This is a genomic window from Phytohabitans houttuyneae (assembly GCF_011764425.1).
GTDB classification, from domain to species: Bacteria; Actinomycetota; Actinomycetes; order Mycobacteriales; family Micromonosporaceae; genus Phytohabitans; species Phytohabitans houttuyneae.
On sequence record NZ_BLPF01000001.1, the window covers coordinates 601674 to 616510 of the forward strand.

The 14837-nt window shown below is 70.6% G+C and carries 14 protein-coding genes and 2 pseudogenes; 5 read left to right on the plus strand and 11 right to left on the minus strand.

Features of this window, described 5'->3' with window-relative positions:
* Nucleotides 1-102 precede the first annotated feature (102 nt).
* The 5 genes from Phou_RS02745 (at nucleotide 103) to Phou_RS54270 (ending at nucleotide 6629) form a co-directional block, all read left to right on the plus strand.
* Nucleotides 103-2280 (plus strand): MMPL family transporter, encoded by a 2178-nt coding sequence (locus Phou_RS02745; RefSeq protein ID WP_173053254.1) that lies wholly within the window; start codon nucleotides 103-105, stop codon nucleotides 2278-2280.
* Nucleotides 2281-2527: 247 nt separating this feature from the next.
* On the plus strand, nucleotides 2528-3406 hold the full coding sequence (locus Phou_RS02750) for an AfsR/SARP family transcriptional regulator (protein WP_218578676.1): 879 nt from the start codon (nucleotides 2528-2530) through the stop codon (nucleotides 3404-3406).
* Between the two features lie 61 nt (nucleotides 3407-3467).
* Nucleotides 3468-6005, plus strand: coding sequence for an ATP-binding protein (locus Phou_RS02755; RefSeq protein WP_173053256.1), 2538 nt, complete (start codon nucleotides 3468-3470; stop codon nucleotides 6003-6005).
* Between the two features lie 82 nt (nucleotides 6006-6087).
* Nucleotides 6088-6423, plus strand: a complete 336-nt coding sequence (locus tag Phou_RS54265) for a YceI family protein (RefSeq protein WP_218578678.1) — start codon at nucleotides 6088-6090, stop codon at nucleotides 6421-6423.
* Nucleotides 6424-6452: 29 nt separating this feature from the next.
* Entirely contained in the window at nucleotides 6453-6629 is a 177-nt protein-coding gene (locus tag Phou_RS54270) for a hypothetical protein (RefSeq protein WP_281365056.1), read from the plus strand.
* A gap of 68 nt (nucleotides 6630-6697) precedes the next feature.
* On the opposite strand, the pseudogene idi reads toward Phou_RS54270, so the two are convergent.
* The 11 genes and pseudogenes from idi to Phou_RS02805 form a co-directional block, all read right to left on the minus strand.
* Nucleotides 6698-7266: pseudogene (gene idi / locus Phou_RS02765) on the minus strand (isopentenyl-diphosphate Delta-isomerase).
* A gap of 6 nt (nucleotides 7267-7272) precedes the next feature.
* Nucleotides 7273-8211 (minus strand): aromatic prenyltransferase, encoded by a 939-nt coding sequence (locus tag Phou_RS02770; RefSeq protein ID WP_173053258.1) that lies wholly within the window; start codon nucleotides 8209-8211, stop codon nucleotides 7273-7275.
* Between the two features lie 35 nt (nucleotides 8212-8246).
* Nucleotides 8247-8594 (minus strand): aromatic prenyltransferase, encoded by a 348-nt coding sequence (locus Phou_RS54275; RefSeq protein ID WP_218578679.1) that lies wholly within the window; start codon nucleotides 8592-8594, stop codon nucleotides 8247-8249.
* Complete coding sequence (locus Phou_RS02775) at nucleotides 8549-9166, minus strand: aromatic prenyltransferase (RefSeq protein ID WP_218578681.1); 618 nt, start codon at nucleotides 9164-9166, stop codon at nucleotides 8549-8551. The genes Phou_RS54275 and Phou_RS02775 overlap by 46 nt, the downstream gene beginning before the upstream one ends.
* Before the next feature lie 28 nt (nucleotides 9167-9194).
* Nucleotides 9195-9545 (minus strand): methyltransferase, encoded by a 351-nt coding sequence (locus tag Phou_RS55285; RefSeq protein ID WP_371872068.1) that lies wholly within the window; start codon nucleotides 9543-9545, stop codon nucleotides 9195-9197.
* Nucleotides 9546-9940: 395 nt separating this feature from the next.
* Nucleotides 9941-10192, minus strand: a pseudogene (locus Phou_RS55290) (methyltransferase family protein); the annotation flags it as partial.
* Entirely contained in the window at nucleotides 10189-11331 is a 1143-nt protein-coding gene (locus Phou_RS02785; protein ID WP_173053260.1) for a DegT/DnrJ/EryC1/StrS family aminotransferase, read from the minus strand. The pseudogene Phou_RS55290 and the gene Phou_RS02785, both read right to left, overlap by 4 nt.
* A gap of 5 nt (nucleotides 11332-11336) precedes the next feature.
* Nucleotides 11337-11876 carry a cupin domain-containing protein gene (locus Phou_RS02790; RefSeq protein WP_173053262.1) on the minus strand — a complete coding sequence of 180 codons (540 nt, stop codon included), beginning with the start codon at nucleotides 11874-11876 and terminating at the stop codon, nucleotides 11337-11339.
* The gene (locus Phou_RS02795) at nucleotides 11873-12970 is read right to left on the minus strand and encodes a type III polyketide synthase (RefSeq protein ID WP_173053264.1); all 1098 of its coding nucleotides are present in this window, start codon (nucleotides 12968-12970) and stop codon (nucleotides 11873-11875) included. The genes Phou_RS02790 and Phou_RS02795 overlap by 4 nt, the downstream gene beginning before the upstream one ends.
* Before the next feature lie 14 nt (nucleotides 12971-12984).
* Nucleotides 12985-13734, minus strand: coding sequence for a DUF3050 domain-containing protein (locus Phou_RS02800; protein WP_246273717.1), 750 nt, complete (start codon nucleotides 13732-13734; stop codon nucleotides 12985-12987).
* A 27-nt stretch (nucleotides 13735-13761) separates the two neighbouring features.
* Nucleotides 13762-14832, minus strand: coding sequence for a class I SAM-dependent methyltransferase (locus Phou_RS02805; RefSeq protein WP_218578685.1), 1071 nt, complete (start codon nucleotides 14830-14832; stop codon nucleotides 13762-13764).
* Nucleotides 14833-14837 lie beyond the last annotated feature (5 nt).

The following is a 14837-nucleotide window of genomic DNA, read 5'->3' on the forward strand; positions in this document are numbered from 1 at the left end:
CGCAGTAGCAGGTTCGGGAAAGTGTCTTCATCTGTACGTCGACGTATCAGGCGCCCGTCACGAACATTGACTCGCAGGCTCATGACTCTTGAGGAGAAGACGATGCCCACCGAGACTCCCCGTGCGGATGGAGCTCTGGCAGGACTGGCCCGGTTCTGTTACCGGCGCCGTCGACTGGTCCTCTTCGCCTGGATCATCGGCGTCCTCGCGCTGGCGTTCCTCGGCTTCCGCTTCGGTGCCGAGCCCGACAACCAGTACTCGGGTGGGGACTCCCACTCGGCCAAGGCGCAGGCCCTGCTCGCGCAGCACTTCCCGCAGCAGCGGGGCGACACGCTGACCCTTGCGATCAAGGCGGACCAGGGCATCGACGACCCGGCCACCCGGCAGAAGATCGAAAAGGTCATCGCCGAGCTGGACGCCTCGCCGGTCACCGGCCCGATCACCTCGCCGTACCAGGACGAGAGCCTGGTCACCCAGGACCGTCGCATCGCCCGGACCACCATCCCGCTGACCGACATGGACGTGCCGAAGGCCGACGTCAAGCCGCTGGTGACCACCGTCAAGGACGCCTCCGGTGACGGGCTGACGCTGGGCCTTGGCGGCGACAAGGCGGAGAAGGCGGAGACGCCGCCGCAGGGTCCGGCCGAGGGCATCGGCCTGCTGACCGCCGCGATCATCCTGTTCATCGCGTTCGGGTCGCTGGTGGCGATGGGCCTTCCGATCGTGACCGGCCTGATGGCGGTCCTCGGCGGCATCGGCGTGATGAAGCTCGTCGGCCACCTGGCTCCCTCGCCCGACTTCACGGTGCTCGTCGCGGTGCTGATCGGGCTCGGCGTCGGCATCGACTACGCGCTGTTCATCCTGACGCGCTACCGGGACAGCCTGCAGGAGGGCGACGACCCGGAGACCGCGACGGTCAAGGCGATCACGACCGCCGGCCGCGCGGTGCTGTTCGCCGGTACGACCGTGGTGATCGCGCTGCTGGGCCTGATCGCCATGGGCCAGAAGATGATGACCGGCGTGGCCATCGGCGCGTCGTCGGCCGTGCTGGTGACGATGATCGCCGCGGTGACCCTGCTGCCCGCGTTCCTCGGCTTCATCGGCTACAAGATCGACTCGCTGCGCCTGCCCCGCCGCAGGCCCCGCGGCCACGCCGCCGGTGTCCCCGCGCGGGAGCGCCGCACCCTCGCAGAGCGGTGGGCCGGCGTGGTCCAGCGCCGCCCGCTGGTCGCCGCGCTCGGCGCCGGCGCGATCCTGCTGGTGCTCGCGGCACCCGCGCTGTCGATGCGGCTGAGCCTGCCGGACGCCAGCGTGCAGCCGCACGACCGCAGCAGCTACACGTCGTACACGATCATCTCCGAGGGTTTCGGCCCCGGCTACGGCGCACCGTTCATCTTCGCGACCCAGGTGGACTCCGGCGACACCGACCTCGGCCCCGTCGTCCAGGCGGTCCGCAACACCGAGGGCATCGCCTTCGCCACCCCGCCGCGGGTCAGCGAGGACGGGCAGGCCGCCACCTTCATGGCCTTCCCGACGACCGGCTACCAGGACGAGAAGACCACGGCGCTGGTACACAAGCTGCGCGACGAGGTGCTGCCGAACACGCCGGGCGGCGCGGAGGTCTTCCTCGGCGGCCCGAACGCGGGCGCGATCGACTTCGCCGAGGACACCAGCTCGCGCCTGCCGCTGATGATCACGGTGGTCATCGTGCTGTCCCTGATCCTGCTGGTCGCGCTGGTCCGGTCGATCACGATCGCGCTGCAGGCCGCGGTGATGAACCTGCTGTCGATCGGCGCCGCGTACGGCGTGCTCGTCGCGATCGTCCAATGGGGATGGCTCGGCTCGGCGCTCGGTTTCCCGACCGAGATGCCGATCACGACCTGGGTGCCGATGATGATGTTCCCGCTGCTGTTCGGCCTTTCGATGGACTACGAGGTCTTCCTGATCTCGCGGATCCGCGAGGAGTACGAGCGCACGGGCGACACCCGCATGGGCGTCACGCGCGGCCTGGCGCGCACGGCGAAGGTCATCACGGCCGCCGCCGCCATCATGATCGCAATCTTCACCACCGCGCTGCTCGGCCCGGACGTGTCGGTCAAGCAGATCGGCTTGGGCATGGCCATCGCCGTCCTCGTGGACGCCACCATCATCCGGATGATCCTCGTCCCGGCGGTGATGGAGCTCTGCGGCGACGCCAACTGGTGGATGCCCGGAAGGCGTAAGTCGAAGGCGACCTCGGTTCCCCCGGCTGAGGTCGAGGAGGAGGCGGCCAGAGTCTGACCGATTCCTCGAAGTGGAGTGTGGGGGACCCTGGCGGCGTTCCCCACACTCCTTTTACGTACGGGAGGCCGCATCCCCGATGCCAGCCAGGCCGAGGCGACTACAAGATCGGGTAGTGAACACTACCCACGCTCCTCTGTGGCCGATGTTGCTTGTGGTGAGTCCCACTGGCGATGATTTCAGGTATCCACGGGGGAAGGGGTACGTATGCGGCCTGCGGACCATTCCCGCGACGAAATGCCGGCACATGGGTAACGCCGCCGTCGTCCCCGTCCCGCGCCGCAGGCCGCCTGAGTATCCACGATGGACGGAGGAGCGGGAGCCCGCGCGGATCCGGGCCGAGTTCCGGGCGTTGGGCCCGATCGAGGCGGTCGTCGGGGATCGGCTGGTGGACCTTGGCGCACCCAAGCAACGTTCCCTGCTCGCGCTGCTGGTCAGCCGGGCCGGCCAGCCCGTGGCGGTCGAGGCGATGCTGGAGGCGCTGTGGGTCGGCAGTCCCCCGCCGGCCGCGACGACCTCCCTTCAGGCGTACGTGGCCAACCTTCGCCGCGTGCTCGAACCCGACCGCGCTCCGCGCAAGCCGGCCACCGTGCTGCGCACCACCCCGCGCGGCTACCTGCTCGACCGGCGCGTCGTCGAGCTCGACGTGCACCGCTTCGGCGCGCACGCCGCGGCCGGCTGGCAGGCGTGGGACAAGGGCGACCCGCCCCGGGCGCTGTCCGAGTTCGACGCCGCGCTGGCGCTGTGGCGCGGGCAGCCGTACGCCGAGGTGGCCAACGCCTCGTACGTGATGCCGGAGGTGGCCCGCCTGGAGGAGCTGCAGCTGTCGGTCATCGAGGCGCGCTGCGCCGCGTTGCTGGCCGTCGGCGCCCACGAGGCGGTGGCCGAGCTGGAGGCCTTCATCCAGGCGCATCCGCTGCGCGAGTACGGCTGCGAGCTGCTGAGCCTCGCGCTGTACCGGGCCGGGCGGCAGGCCGACGCGCTCGGCGTGCTGCGGACCATCCAAAAGCGACTGTCGGAGGAGCTGGGCATCGACCCCGGCCCGCGCTGCAGCACCTCGAACGCGAGATCCTCAACCAGGCTCCGGCCCTGGACTGGCACCCGACCCCGACCGTGCAGACCCTGACCGTGGCCAGCCGGCCCACCGCCGCGCCGCCGGACCCCCGGCCGAGCAGCCGGCGGCGCTGGTGCCGGACCCGGAAGCGTTCGTCGGTCGCGACGCGGCGCTGCGGCACCTCGTCGAGGCGTTGGGTACGGCCGCGGCCGGCCGGGGGCGGGTGGTGTCGGTCTCCGGCGGGCCGGGGATCGGCAAGACGAGCCTGCTGCGGCGGTTCACCCGGCAGTCGGGTGTGCCGGTGCTCTGGGCCAGCTGCCCCGAGCACGTCGCCGCGCCGCCGCTGTGGCTCTGGGAGCAGGTGCTGCGCGTGGCCGGTACCCGGTTTCCGCAGCGCCGGTTGCCTGAGCCGGTGACCGAGCTGCTCGACGGCGACATCCGGCAGCTCGCGGACGGCGTGGACGCGGCCGGCCCGACGCTGCGCCGGTTCGAGGCGATCGTCCACTACCTGACCGGGGTCTCGCAGACCGCGCCGCTGGTGGTGGTCCTCGACCACCTGCACCGCGCCGACTCGACCTCCCTGCGGCTGCTCGCACACCTGGCGGAGTCGGTGCCGGCGAGCCGGCTGCTGCTGGTGGTCTCCTACCGGTCCGGCGAGGCGGCCTCGCTGGCCGAGACACTGGCCGCGCTGGCCCGCGCCGGGATGACGCGGATCGAGCTCGGCGGGTTGAGCACACAGGACACCCGTGCGCTGGCCGGCGCCGTCCTCCAGCGCGAGGTCAGCGCGTCCACCGCCGAGGCACTGTGGACCCGCACCGAGGGCAACCCCTTCTTCCTGCGCGAGCTGATCAAGCTGTTGACCACCGACCAGCGCCTCGACCAGCCGCACACGGCGCCGGTGCCGGTACCGGTGCGTGAGGTGGTGCTCCGCGGCATCGCCCGGCTCCCCCACGCCGCGACCGACGTGCTGCCCGTGGCCGCGGTCGCCGGCCGGCACTTCGACATCGAGGTGGTCGCCGAGGCCGCCGCGGTCGAGATCGACTCGGCGCTGGAGGTCCTCGACGCGGCGGTAGCGGCCGGCCTTGTCGAGGAGGACCAGCAGCGGCTGGGCTGGTTCCGCTTCGCGCACGCCCTGGCCGCCGAGGCCCTGTACGAGACAATCGGCCGGCTGCGCCGCGCCCGGCTGCACAGGCGGATCGGGGCCGCGGCCGCGCGGGCCTGGTCAGGCAACGCCGAACGGGCCGCCGAGGTCGCCCGGCACTGGCTGCTGGCCGCCGAGCTCGACCCCACCGCCGCCGCACAGGCCGCGGTCCACGCCGTGACAGCCGCCCGCGCGGCCGACGCGCGGCGGGCCTTCGACGAGGCCGCGGCGCTGTGGCGGCAGGCCCTCACCGCCGCCGAGCTGGCCGAAAAGGGCGACCTCGACCGGTACCCCCTCTTGATCGGTCTGGGCACCTCCCTGTACCGGGCCGGTGATCCGCGCGAAGGTCTCGCCGTCTTCGTCCGGGCGATGGAGGAGAGCCTCGCCGCCCGGGACACCTCGCGGCTGGTCACCGCCGCGGTCGCCGCGCTCAGCGAGCTGAACTCGTACCCGGCCGGCGAGACCGCCCCCGACCGGCGGCTCGTGGAGCTGCTGGAGCGGGCGTCGACCCAGGTGGCCGACCGCACGCAGCGCGCGCTCGTCCTCTCCTGCCTGGCCGCCGCCGGCGGCGACCCGATCCGCCGCGCCGAGCTCTCGGACGAGGCGGTGGCGCTCGTCCGGCTCACGGCCGACGACGCCGCGCTGGTACACGTCCTGCACCTGCGTGCCGTGGCGCTGGACGGCCCCGACCACCTCGACCAGCGCCTGCGGGCGGTCGACGAGCTGCTCGCGCGGCCCGGCCTGCCGCCGCCGATCGCGGTCCGGGCCCGGCAGCTGCGCGCGCAGGCCCTTGTCGCGCTGGGCCGGGCGCCGCAGGCCGCCGCCGAGCTGAGCTTCGCGGCGGAGCTGGCCGGCGAGCCGCACTCGCCCCTGCGCACCCAGCTCGCCTGGTCGCAGGCCGCCCTGCTCTCGCTCGGCGGGCGGTGGCGCGACGCCGACGAGGTGCGGCGGGCGACCTACGACGCGCACGTCCGGATGAAGTGGGGCACCGCGCGGTTCAACCGGGTGATCCAGCGCTGGGACGCGGCGTACCTGGCCGGCGCCGGCGCGGACCTCGTCGACGAGCTGTGCGCGGTCGCCGAGTCGTCCGGCCTGCCCGCGCTGCGCAGCGCCCTGGTGATGGCGCTCGTCGAGGCCGGAAACGTGCAGGAGGCGCGCATCGCGCTGAGCCGGTCGCCACACCGGCCGAAGGACCACCTGTGGCTTTACACAAACGGTTGGACGCTGCTGGCCGCGTCACGCCTGGGCGAGGTGGACACCGCGACCCGGCTGCGCGACCTGCTCCTGCCGTACCGCCACCTGACCTGTTCGATACCCGACCTCGTGATCAGTGGACCGGTGGCCTACTACACGGCGGAGGCCGCCTTCGCCCTCGGCGACCCGGACGCCGCCCTCGGCGATCTCGCCATCGCCACCGAAATCTCCCGGCGGATGGGCGCCAAACCGTGGCTCGCGCAGGTGCGAAAGGCGGTCGCCCGGTGCCGGGGCACGCGCACCGGGCTGGTGCTCCAGCCGGAGGTGCTTATTTGATGGGATCCGCCAAAGCCATTGACGAGGCAGAATACGTGTCATCGCTGTTCGTGTTCAGACCACCGAGAGGAGTACTTTCCGCATGTCCATGCAGGTCGACATTCCCGGTTACGTCGCTGGTAGCTGGGTGATCGACGCCGCCAGCTCCGACGTGACCTTCCAGATCCAGCAGATGGGGTTCTCCACCGTCAGCGGGAGCTTCGATGACTTCGAGGGCACGATCGTGACCGCGGACAACCCGCGGGACTCGTCGGTGACCGCGGTCATCCGGACCGCCTCCGTGAACACCCGGAACAAGCGACGTGACAAGCACCTTCAGACGAAGGGCTACCTGAACACCAAGCAGCACCCCACGATCACCTTCGCCTCGACCGGTGTGCGTGAGGACGGGGCGGCATCCTCGTCGACGGCGACCTGACCATCCGCGAGGTCACGAAGCAGGTCACGCTGAAGGTCGAGGTCGACGGCTTCGGCGTGGGCGCCGACGGCACGGAGATCGTCCGGTTCACCGCGCGCACCGAGATCAACCGCGACGAGTACAACGTGATCCAGGGGGTGGCGTCGGCCGTGATCAGCAAGAAGGTCGACGTACTCATCACGGCCGAGGCCCGCAAGCAGGACTGATCCCGGCACGCGAAAAGGGAGGGGAACCGTCTCGGCTCCCCTCCTTTTGACGTCTCCGTCCCGGCCGGTCAGCGCGCGAGCGCGGCCGCCTCGGGCAGGCGGGAGGCCGCGTCGGTGGCCACACCGAGCACACCGCCGAGCCACGGCGAATACCGCTCCGGGTGCGCGGCCAGCTCCGCGCGCAGCAGCTCCGGCTCCAGCCAGCGCACGTCCGCCACCTCGGCGGGGTCGAGCCGGAGCGGCGGGTCCACCGGCACCCGGCCGACGACCACGTGGTCGTACTCGTGCTCGACCCGGCCGGTCCGCGGGTCCTCGGCGCGGTACAGGTAGACACCCGCCTCGTGCAGGGCCACCTCCGCCACGCCGATCTCCTCGACCAGCCGGACGGCGGCCGCGTCGAACACGGTCTGCCCGGGCGCCGGGTGTCCACAGCAGGCATTGGCCCAGCGCAGCGCGAACCGCGTCTTTACCTCGGCCCGCTGCTGCACCATGACGCGGCCGAGGTCATCGAGCAGCATCACCGAGAACGCCCGGTGCAGCCGACCCGGCGCGGTGTGGGCCTCGGCGACGGTGCAGGAACCGGTGGCGGCCCCTCCGAATCCACGAGCTCCACCAACTGCAATTCTCGAGAAGCCACGGAGGGTCACCTGTCTCCCGTAGTCCGCGCAGCCTGATCCTCGAACGCATCATGCGTTTGCAAAAGCTTGAAGGTCTCCGGCGGCATTTGGTAGTACGAGCCGAGTTTATAGTACTCACCGGTGGGCGACAATGTGCTGCCGTATACAAGCACACGCTCGTCGGCGTATGCGTGTGGCGCGCTCTTGGCGAATTGCGCGATCTGCGGTTCAATCCGCGCGGGAAGCGCGTTGGCGTCCTGCGTGAGAACGGCGAAACAGATACGGTCGACCTTCGCCGAGTCCCAGCCGACGGTGATGTAGATCGAGAACGACTTCTGGATGAACTCGAGTGTCCGCTCGCTCGGCGCCGGCAGCCCGAGCTCCTCCAGCATCGCCAGGATCACCTTCGGCTCCAGGCAACCGTCCGGCAGCTTGCCGAAGTAGACGTTCATCGTCCGGTGCTGGTAGTCGATGCCGACCATCGTCACGTGGTCGGCCAGGCCGTGGTGGGCGAAGGCGCCGGCGTTTTCCGCGACGGCGCCCGGCACCGAGGGCACGCCGGTGAGCGTGGCCAGCGACGGCAGGTTGTCCAGGGCGAAGAAGGCATAGGTCTTCTTGAACCCGCCGGTGACGCCGACGTCGATCGCGTAGCCCCGGACCGGGCAGCGCTCCTCGATGTCGGAAAGCAGCGTGCCGACCGGGTGCTCCGTCTTGTCGATGAAGCCGTTGGACAGCGCGCGCGAGTACGGGTCGACGCCGCCCGCGGGCACCGTGATGGTGTAGTCGAGCTCCGCCGACTGGCCCTCGCCGCTGGCCATGCTCAGCACGACGACGGCGTCCGCGAGGGCGTCCTCGAAGGCGGTCAGGACCGGCCAGACATTTTCCCGCGAGCAGGTCACATCGAGCAACCCGGACGCTTCCTCGATGGCCGAATATACTTCTTCCCGCTTGGTGACTGCGGACATTTGACCTCCACTACCGCTTGCGGACGGGGCGACCACTATGCAGCGTCCTCATTGGAGTCGGACAGGAGCATAAGGTCCAGCATCTGGGGCCGCCATCGATAATACGACTGGAGTTTGTTGTACTCCCCGCGCTGGGCCGACGTGACCGCGTACACATACCTGCGATCCGCGGCGTCGTACGTGTACGGCGCGCTTTTCACGAACTGCTCGATTTTGGGGTCGAGCGGGACGGAAAGGGCCGTCGGGTCCTGCGTCATCACGGCGAACGTGATGCGCTCCACCCGCTCCGACTCCCAGCCGAGCGTGACGTAGATGCCGAACGCCTGCTCGCCGAGGGTCAGCAGCTCCGCGCTCGGCTCGGGCAGGCCGAGCTCGCCGAGCATCGCCCGGATGGTGGTCGGCACGAAGCACTCGGGGGTATCTCGCCGAAATAGACATTTACCGACCTCGACGGGTAGTCGATGCCGACGAGACTCGCGTTGTGTGCCAGGCCGTGGCGGGCGAAGAAGTCGAGGTTTTCCGCCATGGCGCGCGGCGCGGACGGGACGGCTGCCAGCGTCGCCAGGCTCTGCAGCGCGTCACCGGGGAAGAACGTCCAGGTCTTCTTGAAGCCGTCGACCACGCCGAAGTCGATGCCGTAGCAGTCGATCGGGCAGTGCTCGGCCAGGTCGGCCAGCAGCGCGCCGACCGGGTGGTCCGTCTTGTCCGTGAGGCCGCTCGACAGCGCGAGGGCGTACGGGTCGACGTCCTTGGGGAGCATCGTGAAACGGCAGTCGAGGTCGCCTTCGCCGCGCGCGCCGGTCGCCACCCGGAAAGCGATCACCGCCTGCCCGAGCAGGTCCGCGTAGGTGGTCAGGACGGGCCAGACCTCGTCCCGCGCGCAGGGTGCGTCGACCAGCCGGGCCGCCTCCTCGATGTCCGCGTAGAGACCTTCCAGCTCAGCGGTCCCGGACATGGTTCCTCCAGTTCGTCTCGGTCGAGCGCTACCGGGCGAGGATCACGGTGGCGGGCGACGGTGTGGGGTGGAACGAGATGTCGTCGAAGCCCGCCTTGGTCAGCCACGCGTGGTAGTCGGCCTGCCGCCAGGTCGTCCCCTGCCTGCTCTTGAGCAGCATCTCGGCGGCGAACAGCAGCGCGAAGGGCGGCCCGGAGCGGTCGTCGTCCACGACGAAGTCGCAGATGACGAGCGTGCCGCCGGGCTTGAGCGCGCCGCGGATCTTGGCGAGGAGCGCGATGTTGTCCTGCGGCCCTCCTGGTGCGCGATGTGCGAGTACACCGCGATGTCGTGGACGGCGGTGCCGAAGTCGGTGGTGTGGAAGTCGCCGTCGACGCACGTGAACCGGTCGCCGACGCCCCGTTCCGCCACGAGCCGGCGGGCGATCGCGTTTATCGGTCCCCAGTCCAGCTGCGTCGCGCGGGCGGCGGGGTTGAGGCTCAGCCAGGTCGCGGAGTAGATGCCCGAGCCGCCGCCGACGTCGAGGATGGAGATCTCACCGGCCTCCGCCACGCGCAGCAGCTCGGCGGCGGTCGTCGCCACCGGTACCGACTGTGCGGCGATGGCCTGCACCAGCTTTTCCCAGTGCGGGTTGTCGGCCACCTCGACGGTCGCGTCGGTGAGCGGCCCGCCAACCCGGACGGTCTCGGGCAGCGTCGACACTGCGCCCATGTGGGCGAGCTTGAGCTGGGCGAAGCTGCTCAGGCAGGTGGGCTTGCCCTCGACGAGGAACGTGGCCGCCTCGATGGTGTTGCGGTACCCGCCGTCGCCGACCTCGACGAGGCCGAGGCTGACCAGCCCGTCGAGGAGGGTCTGCGCGCCCCGGGCGGAGATGCCGGCCCGCTCGGCGAGCTGGTCCGCGTCGCGCGCGCCGGCCTCGAGGTGGGTGAACAGCGCGTGGCTCGCCGCCGCGCCCAGGATGCCGGTGGCCCAGTACCCGTTGATGAGCCGCATGATCCGGTCGGGAGCCAGCTCGTCCGCGGTCATGCCGCCCCTTCCCTGGCGCCGGCGCGCACCGCGGCCCGCAGGGCGTCGACCACCCGGTCGACCTGCTCCATGCTGAGCTCGGCGTGCATCGGGATGGCGAGGTTGCGCTGGAAGAGGTCGGCGGAGACCGGGCACGCCTGCTTGGCCTCGTACACCGGCTGCAGGTGGCACGCCCACGTCCCGTGCCCGCAGCCGATGCCTTGCGCCCGCAGGGCGGCCGCCACGGCCGAGCGGTCCACAGTGGAGTCCAGCGTCACCATGTACGTCTGCCAGGCGTGTGTGCGGTCGTCCGGCACGTGCGGCAGGGTGAGCAGCTCTTCGCCGGCCAGCAGCTCGGCGTACCGGGCCGCGACCGCCTGCCGGCGCGAAAGCAGCTCGTCGACGCGCCGCAGCTGCACCAGCAGGATGGCGGCGGCGATGTCGGAGAGCTTGTAGTTGTAGCCGATCTCGGTGAACTCGGGGATCGGCAGGCCGACCACGCGCGCCTGGTCGAAGATGCTGCCGATGCCGAAGGACGAGCGGATCCGGGCGTCCGCCGCCAGCGCCGGGTCGGCCGTCAGCAGGGCGCCGCCCTCACCGCTGGTGGCGCCCTTGCGCCCGTGGAAGGACAGGCAGGCGACCGGCGCCAGCGCACCCGCCGGGCGCCCCTGGTAGGTCGCGCCGACCGAGCAGGCGGCGTCCTCGACGAGGAACAGCCCGTGCCGCTCGGCGATGGCCGCGAGCTCGGCGTAGTCCGCGGGCAGGCCGACGGTGTCCACCGCGATCACGCCGACCGTCCGCGGGCCGACCAGGTCGGCGACCGCGCGCGGGTCCACGGTGCCGGTGTCGGCGCGCACGTCGGCGAAGACCGGCACACCGCCGACGTACCGCACCGCGTGGGCCGGCGCGGGGAACGTGAAGTCGGCGACGATGACCTCGTCGCCCGGCTGGACGCCGAGCGCGAGCATCGCCAGGTGGAGGGCGGCGCCGCAGTTGCTCAGCGCCACCGCGCCGCCGGCACCGTAGCGGGCGGCCAGCTCGGCTTCGAGGGCCTTGCCCTTCGGGCCCTGTCCGGCCGGCCAGCCCGACGCGAACACCTCGGCGACGGCCGCCAGCTCCTGCTCGCCCAGGCTCGCGTGCACCTGAGGGATGTTGTCCATTGTGGTCACCTTCGGCTGGTGTGGTGGGGCACGGGCCCGTAGCGCAGCGGCGTGATCTGGCTGACGTCGTAGCGGTCGCGCAGCTTCTGCACGGCCTCCGGGTCCACCGACTGTCCGGTTGAGAAGATCTCGCAGATCTCCTCGAAGTAGCGCTCGTGGTCCGGCGACGGGTAGCTCTGGAAGAGCATGCGCACCGGCTTGTCGGTGGCGTTGCGGAAGGCGTGCGGGCAACCGGGTGGTACGAACATGCAGCTGCCCGCGCCCGCGCGGGCGACCCGGTCGCCGGCCGGCGACTCCCAGTCGTGCCAGCCGTCGGCCGTGCGGGTGACCGGCTCGAAGGCGAGCAGTTCGAGCTCACCCTCCAGGACGTAGAAGAACTCCTGCGAGCGGTGGTGGGTGTGCGCGCCGACGTCGAAGCCGGGCGGCACCACGACCTCGAAGCAGGACACGACGGAGCCGTCCGCCGCGGTCACCTTGAACGTGACCTCCTGCGCCTTGGTGACCAGCTTCCGGCCGTGACCGGCCGGGACGATCGAGCCACTCATGCGACGCGCTCCCCCGCCGTCTGCGCCAGGTCCCGGCCGGCGGGTACCTCGGCGGTCCAGCTGCCGACCGCCATCTCGGCGGTGATGCCGGGGCCGAAGCCCGCGACGATGCCGGTGGCGCCCGGCATGATGACACCGTCGTCGAACAGCCGGCGCAGCGCGTCGAGCACGACCGCGCTGGCGATGTTCCCGTACTCGGTGAGCGTCGCCCAGCTGTACCGGAACATCTCGCGGTCGACGTCGAGAAACTTGCTCAGGTCGTCCAGGATCCGCGGACCGCCGGCGTGGATGATGTAGAAGTCGAGGGCGCGGACGTCCCAGCCGTGGTCGGTGGCGAGGTCGCGCAGCACCGGGGCCAGCGGCTCCATCGTCCCCGGGACGCGCCGGTCGAGCTGGAAGTGAAAGCCTGTCGCCCGCACCGCGTAGGAGATCCACTCCTCGGTGTTCGGGATGAGGTACGAGGCGTTGCGCTCCAGCGCGATGCCGGTGCCGCCGCGACCGCGCACCACAGCGGCCGCGACGGCGTCGCCGAACAGGCCGTCGGACAGCAGCGATCCGACGCCGTCGTCCTCGGGCTGGTAGCACAGCGAGCACAGTTCACAAGAGACGATCAGTACGTTGCTGTCCGGGTACGCGGTGCAGAAGTCGTGGGCGCGGTTGATGGCCGCCCCGCCGGCCGCACAGCCCAGCTGCGCGATCGGTATCTGCCGCGTGTCGAAGCGGAACCCCAGGTTGTTTATCAACCAGGCGGTCAGTGACGGCATGAGGAAGCCGGTACACGAGACATAGACGATCACGTCGATGTCGTGTGCCAGCAGCCCGGCGTTCGCGAGGGCCTCCTCGACGACCGCCGGGCACCGCTTCTTCGACTCGCGCTCGTAGACGCGGTTGCGCTCCTCGAACCCGGGGTGGCGCAGCGTCTGCTCGATGGGCTGGACGATGTGGCGCTTTCGTACGCCGGTGTTCTGGATCAGCCGGAGTACCAACGGGAGCTGCGGCTTGCCGGCATGCACCCGCGCGGCGAACTCCAGCGTCTCTTCCATCGTGATGACGTGCTCGGGCACGCTCACCGACGGCTTGCACAAGGTTGGCATGTCCCCTGGTCCGCTCAGCGCCCGTCGAACTCGGCGAGCACGCCGTCCCACAGCCCGGTTCGGGCTCGGACCGCCGCCACACTGACCGCGTGCGCCTCGGCCTCGCGGACCGGGTCGCCGTCGCACAGCGAGGCGAGCAGGCGCAGCGCGAGCGGGCCGTGCTCGTCGTGGTCCAGCGCGATGTGCCGGTCCAGGTAGTGCCGGAAGACCGGTGCGTTGGCGAGCACCACGTCCACATTGGCCCGTACCGCCGAGAACACGTCCGGCAGCAGGTTCTCGCGGCCGTGGCAGAAGGAGGAGGCCACCTCGTGCGGCGCGCCGTTCATGGCCACGTCGAGGGTGTGGCCGACGAACTCGCGGACGCTCGGCGGGATCTTCGGGTCCTTGAGGGCCGCGGCGGGCGTCAGTCCACTGTCGAGTGCCGCGAGAAACCCGTCGATGGGCCCGGTGTCGGCGCCGATCTCGTCCATCGCGCGGCGGTACAGCTCGAAGTGGCTGATGTACCCGCCGCCGATGTCCTCGTCGGTCTCCTCGGCGAGCACGATCTCCAGGATGAACCGGCCGTGGTCGGCCCGCCCGCGCGGGCGCCAGGGCAGGGTCACCGTGGTCACCTCGGTCTGCAGGCGCTTGAGCAGTGTGAAGAAGTCCCAGACCGCGAACACGTGGTGCTTCATGAAGGTCCGCAGCCGGTCCTCGGTGGTGATCTGGGTGTAGAGGGGGTGGTCGATCAGTTCGGCACGCGCCGTGTCGAACTCAGCAAGCACGGTCAACTTCGCCTCCTGGGGAAATCGTCATGCGGTCTTGGTCGCGCAGAGGATCGCCTGCACGGGGATGACGTCCGGTGGTATGTCTGCGGGGTCCTTGACGACGGTCTTGGTGACCTCGAACCCGCATTCCTGCAGCCAGTGCCGGTAGGTGGAAAGCTTCTGCGGCCCGCCCTGTCCCATCGTGCAGCCGATGAAGAAGGCCGGGAAGAAGTCGACGTTGTAGTTGCCGGCGTCCTTGATGTCCTCGGGGTAGACCGGCACCATGATGTGGACCTGCCCGCCGGTGTCGAGCGAGCGGTGGACGCCTTCGAGGATGCGGTACACGTCGCCCTTGTCGAACATGTCCAGGAAGTGCTTGATCAGCACCACGTCGAAGCCTTGCGGTATCCCCTCGAAGACGTCGCCGCCGATGAACGAGCAGTGCTCGGCCACCCCGTGGTCGGCGAAGTTGCGCAGGCACTCCGCCTCCTTCTCGGGCAGGTCGAAGGTGGTCACCTTCAGCCCCGGCGAGGCCGCGTGGCGGTAGGTGTGTATCGCGCCGAGCCCGGTGTTTCCGGCGAGGTCGAGCACGCGCGCGCCGGCGGGGATGTCGACGTTGCCGAAGAACCACGGGTCGATGCGGGCGGTCACGTTGTCCATCAGCGTCGCCCAGGACTCGCGCAGGTCCTGGTGGTCGGCGACCGCGCCGTACAAGGTGCCCTCGGCGCCGTAGAGCTCCTTGAGACCCACGAGGGTGCCGGTGCGGGCGCTGTCGGTGAGGTGGAACAGCTGCCGGAGCGCGACCACCTTGATCATGTTCATGTAGGTGAGCGCGCGCTGGAGGTCTGCCTTGGGGACAGTGGCGAGCGCGTCGAGGCGGTACCCGCCGGTCGCCTCGTCGTAGCCGACGAAGCTCTCCTTGACCAGCAGGTACAGCAGCTGCTCGACCGCGTCCGGCTTGGCTCCGACGGCGGCGCCGAGCTTGGCCGCGGTCATGCCGGGGTTGTCCCGCAGCGTGTCGATGATGCCCAGCTCGAAGCAGGACAGCAGGGTCATGAACCGCGAGGGTCCCACCATGTACTCGCGGAACCGGGAAAGCGTCGTTTCTGGTCCCATGTCAC

Coding starts and splice junctions, on each gene's coding strand:
- Phou_RS02745 (WP_173053254.1), top strand. CDS start 103: ATGCCCACCGAGACTCCCCGTGCGGATGGAGCTCTGGCAGGACTGGCC.
- Phou_RS02750 (WP_218578676.1), top strand. CDS start 2,528: ATGGGTAACGCCGCCGTCGTCCCCGTCCCGCGCCGCAGGCCGCCTGAG.
- Phou_RS54265 (WP_218578678.1), top strand. CDS start 6,088: ATGTCCATGCAGGTCGACATTCCCGGTTACGTCGCTGGTAGCTGGGTG.
- Phou_RS02770 (WP_173053258.1), bottom strand. CDS start 8,211: ATGTCCGCAGTCACCAAGCGGGAAGAAGTATATTCGGCCATCGAGGAA.
- Phou_RS54275 (WP_218578679.1), bottom strand. CDS start 8,594: ATGCTCGGCGAGCTCGGCCTGCCCGAGCCGAGCGCGGAGCTGCTGACC.
- Phou_RS02775 (WP_218578681.1), bottom strand. CDS start 9,166: ATGTCCGGGACCGCTGAGCTGGAAGGTCTCTACGCGGACATCGAGGAG.
- Phou_RS02785 (WP_173053260.1), bottom strand. CDS start 11,331: ATGGACAACATCCCTCAGGTGCACGCGAGCCTGGGCGAGCAGGAGCTG.
- Phou_RS02790 (WP_173053262.1), bottom strand. CDS start 11,876: ATGAGTGGCTCGATCGTCCCGGCCGGTCACGGCCGGAAGCTGGTCACC.
- Phou_RS02795 (WP_173053264.1), bottom strand. CDS start 12,970: ATGCCAACCTTGTGCAAGCCGTCGGTGAGCGTGCCCGAGCACGTCATC.
- Phou_RS02805 (WP_218578685.1), bottom strand. CDS start 14,832: ATGGGACCAGAAACGACGCTTTCCCGGTTCCGCGAGTACATGGTGGGA.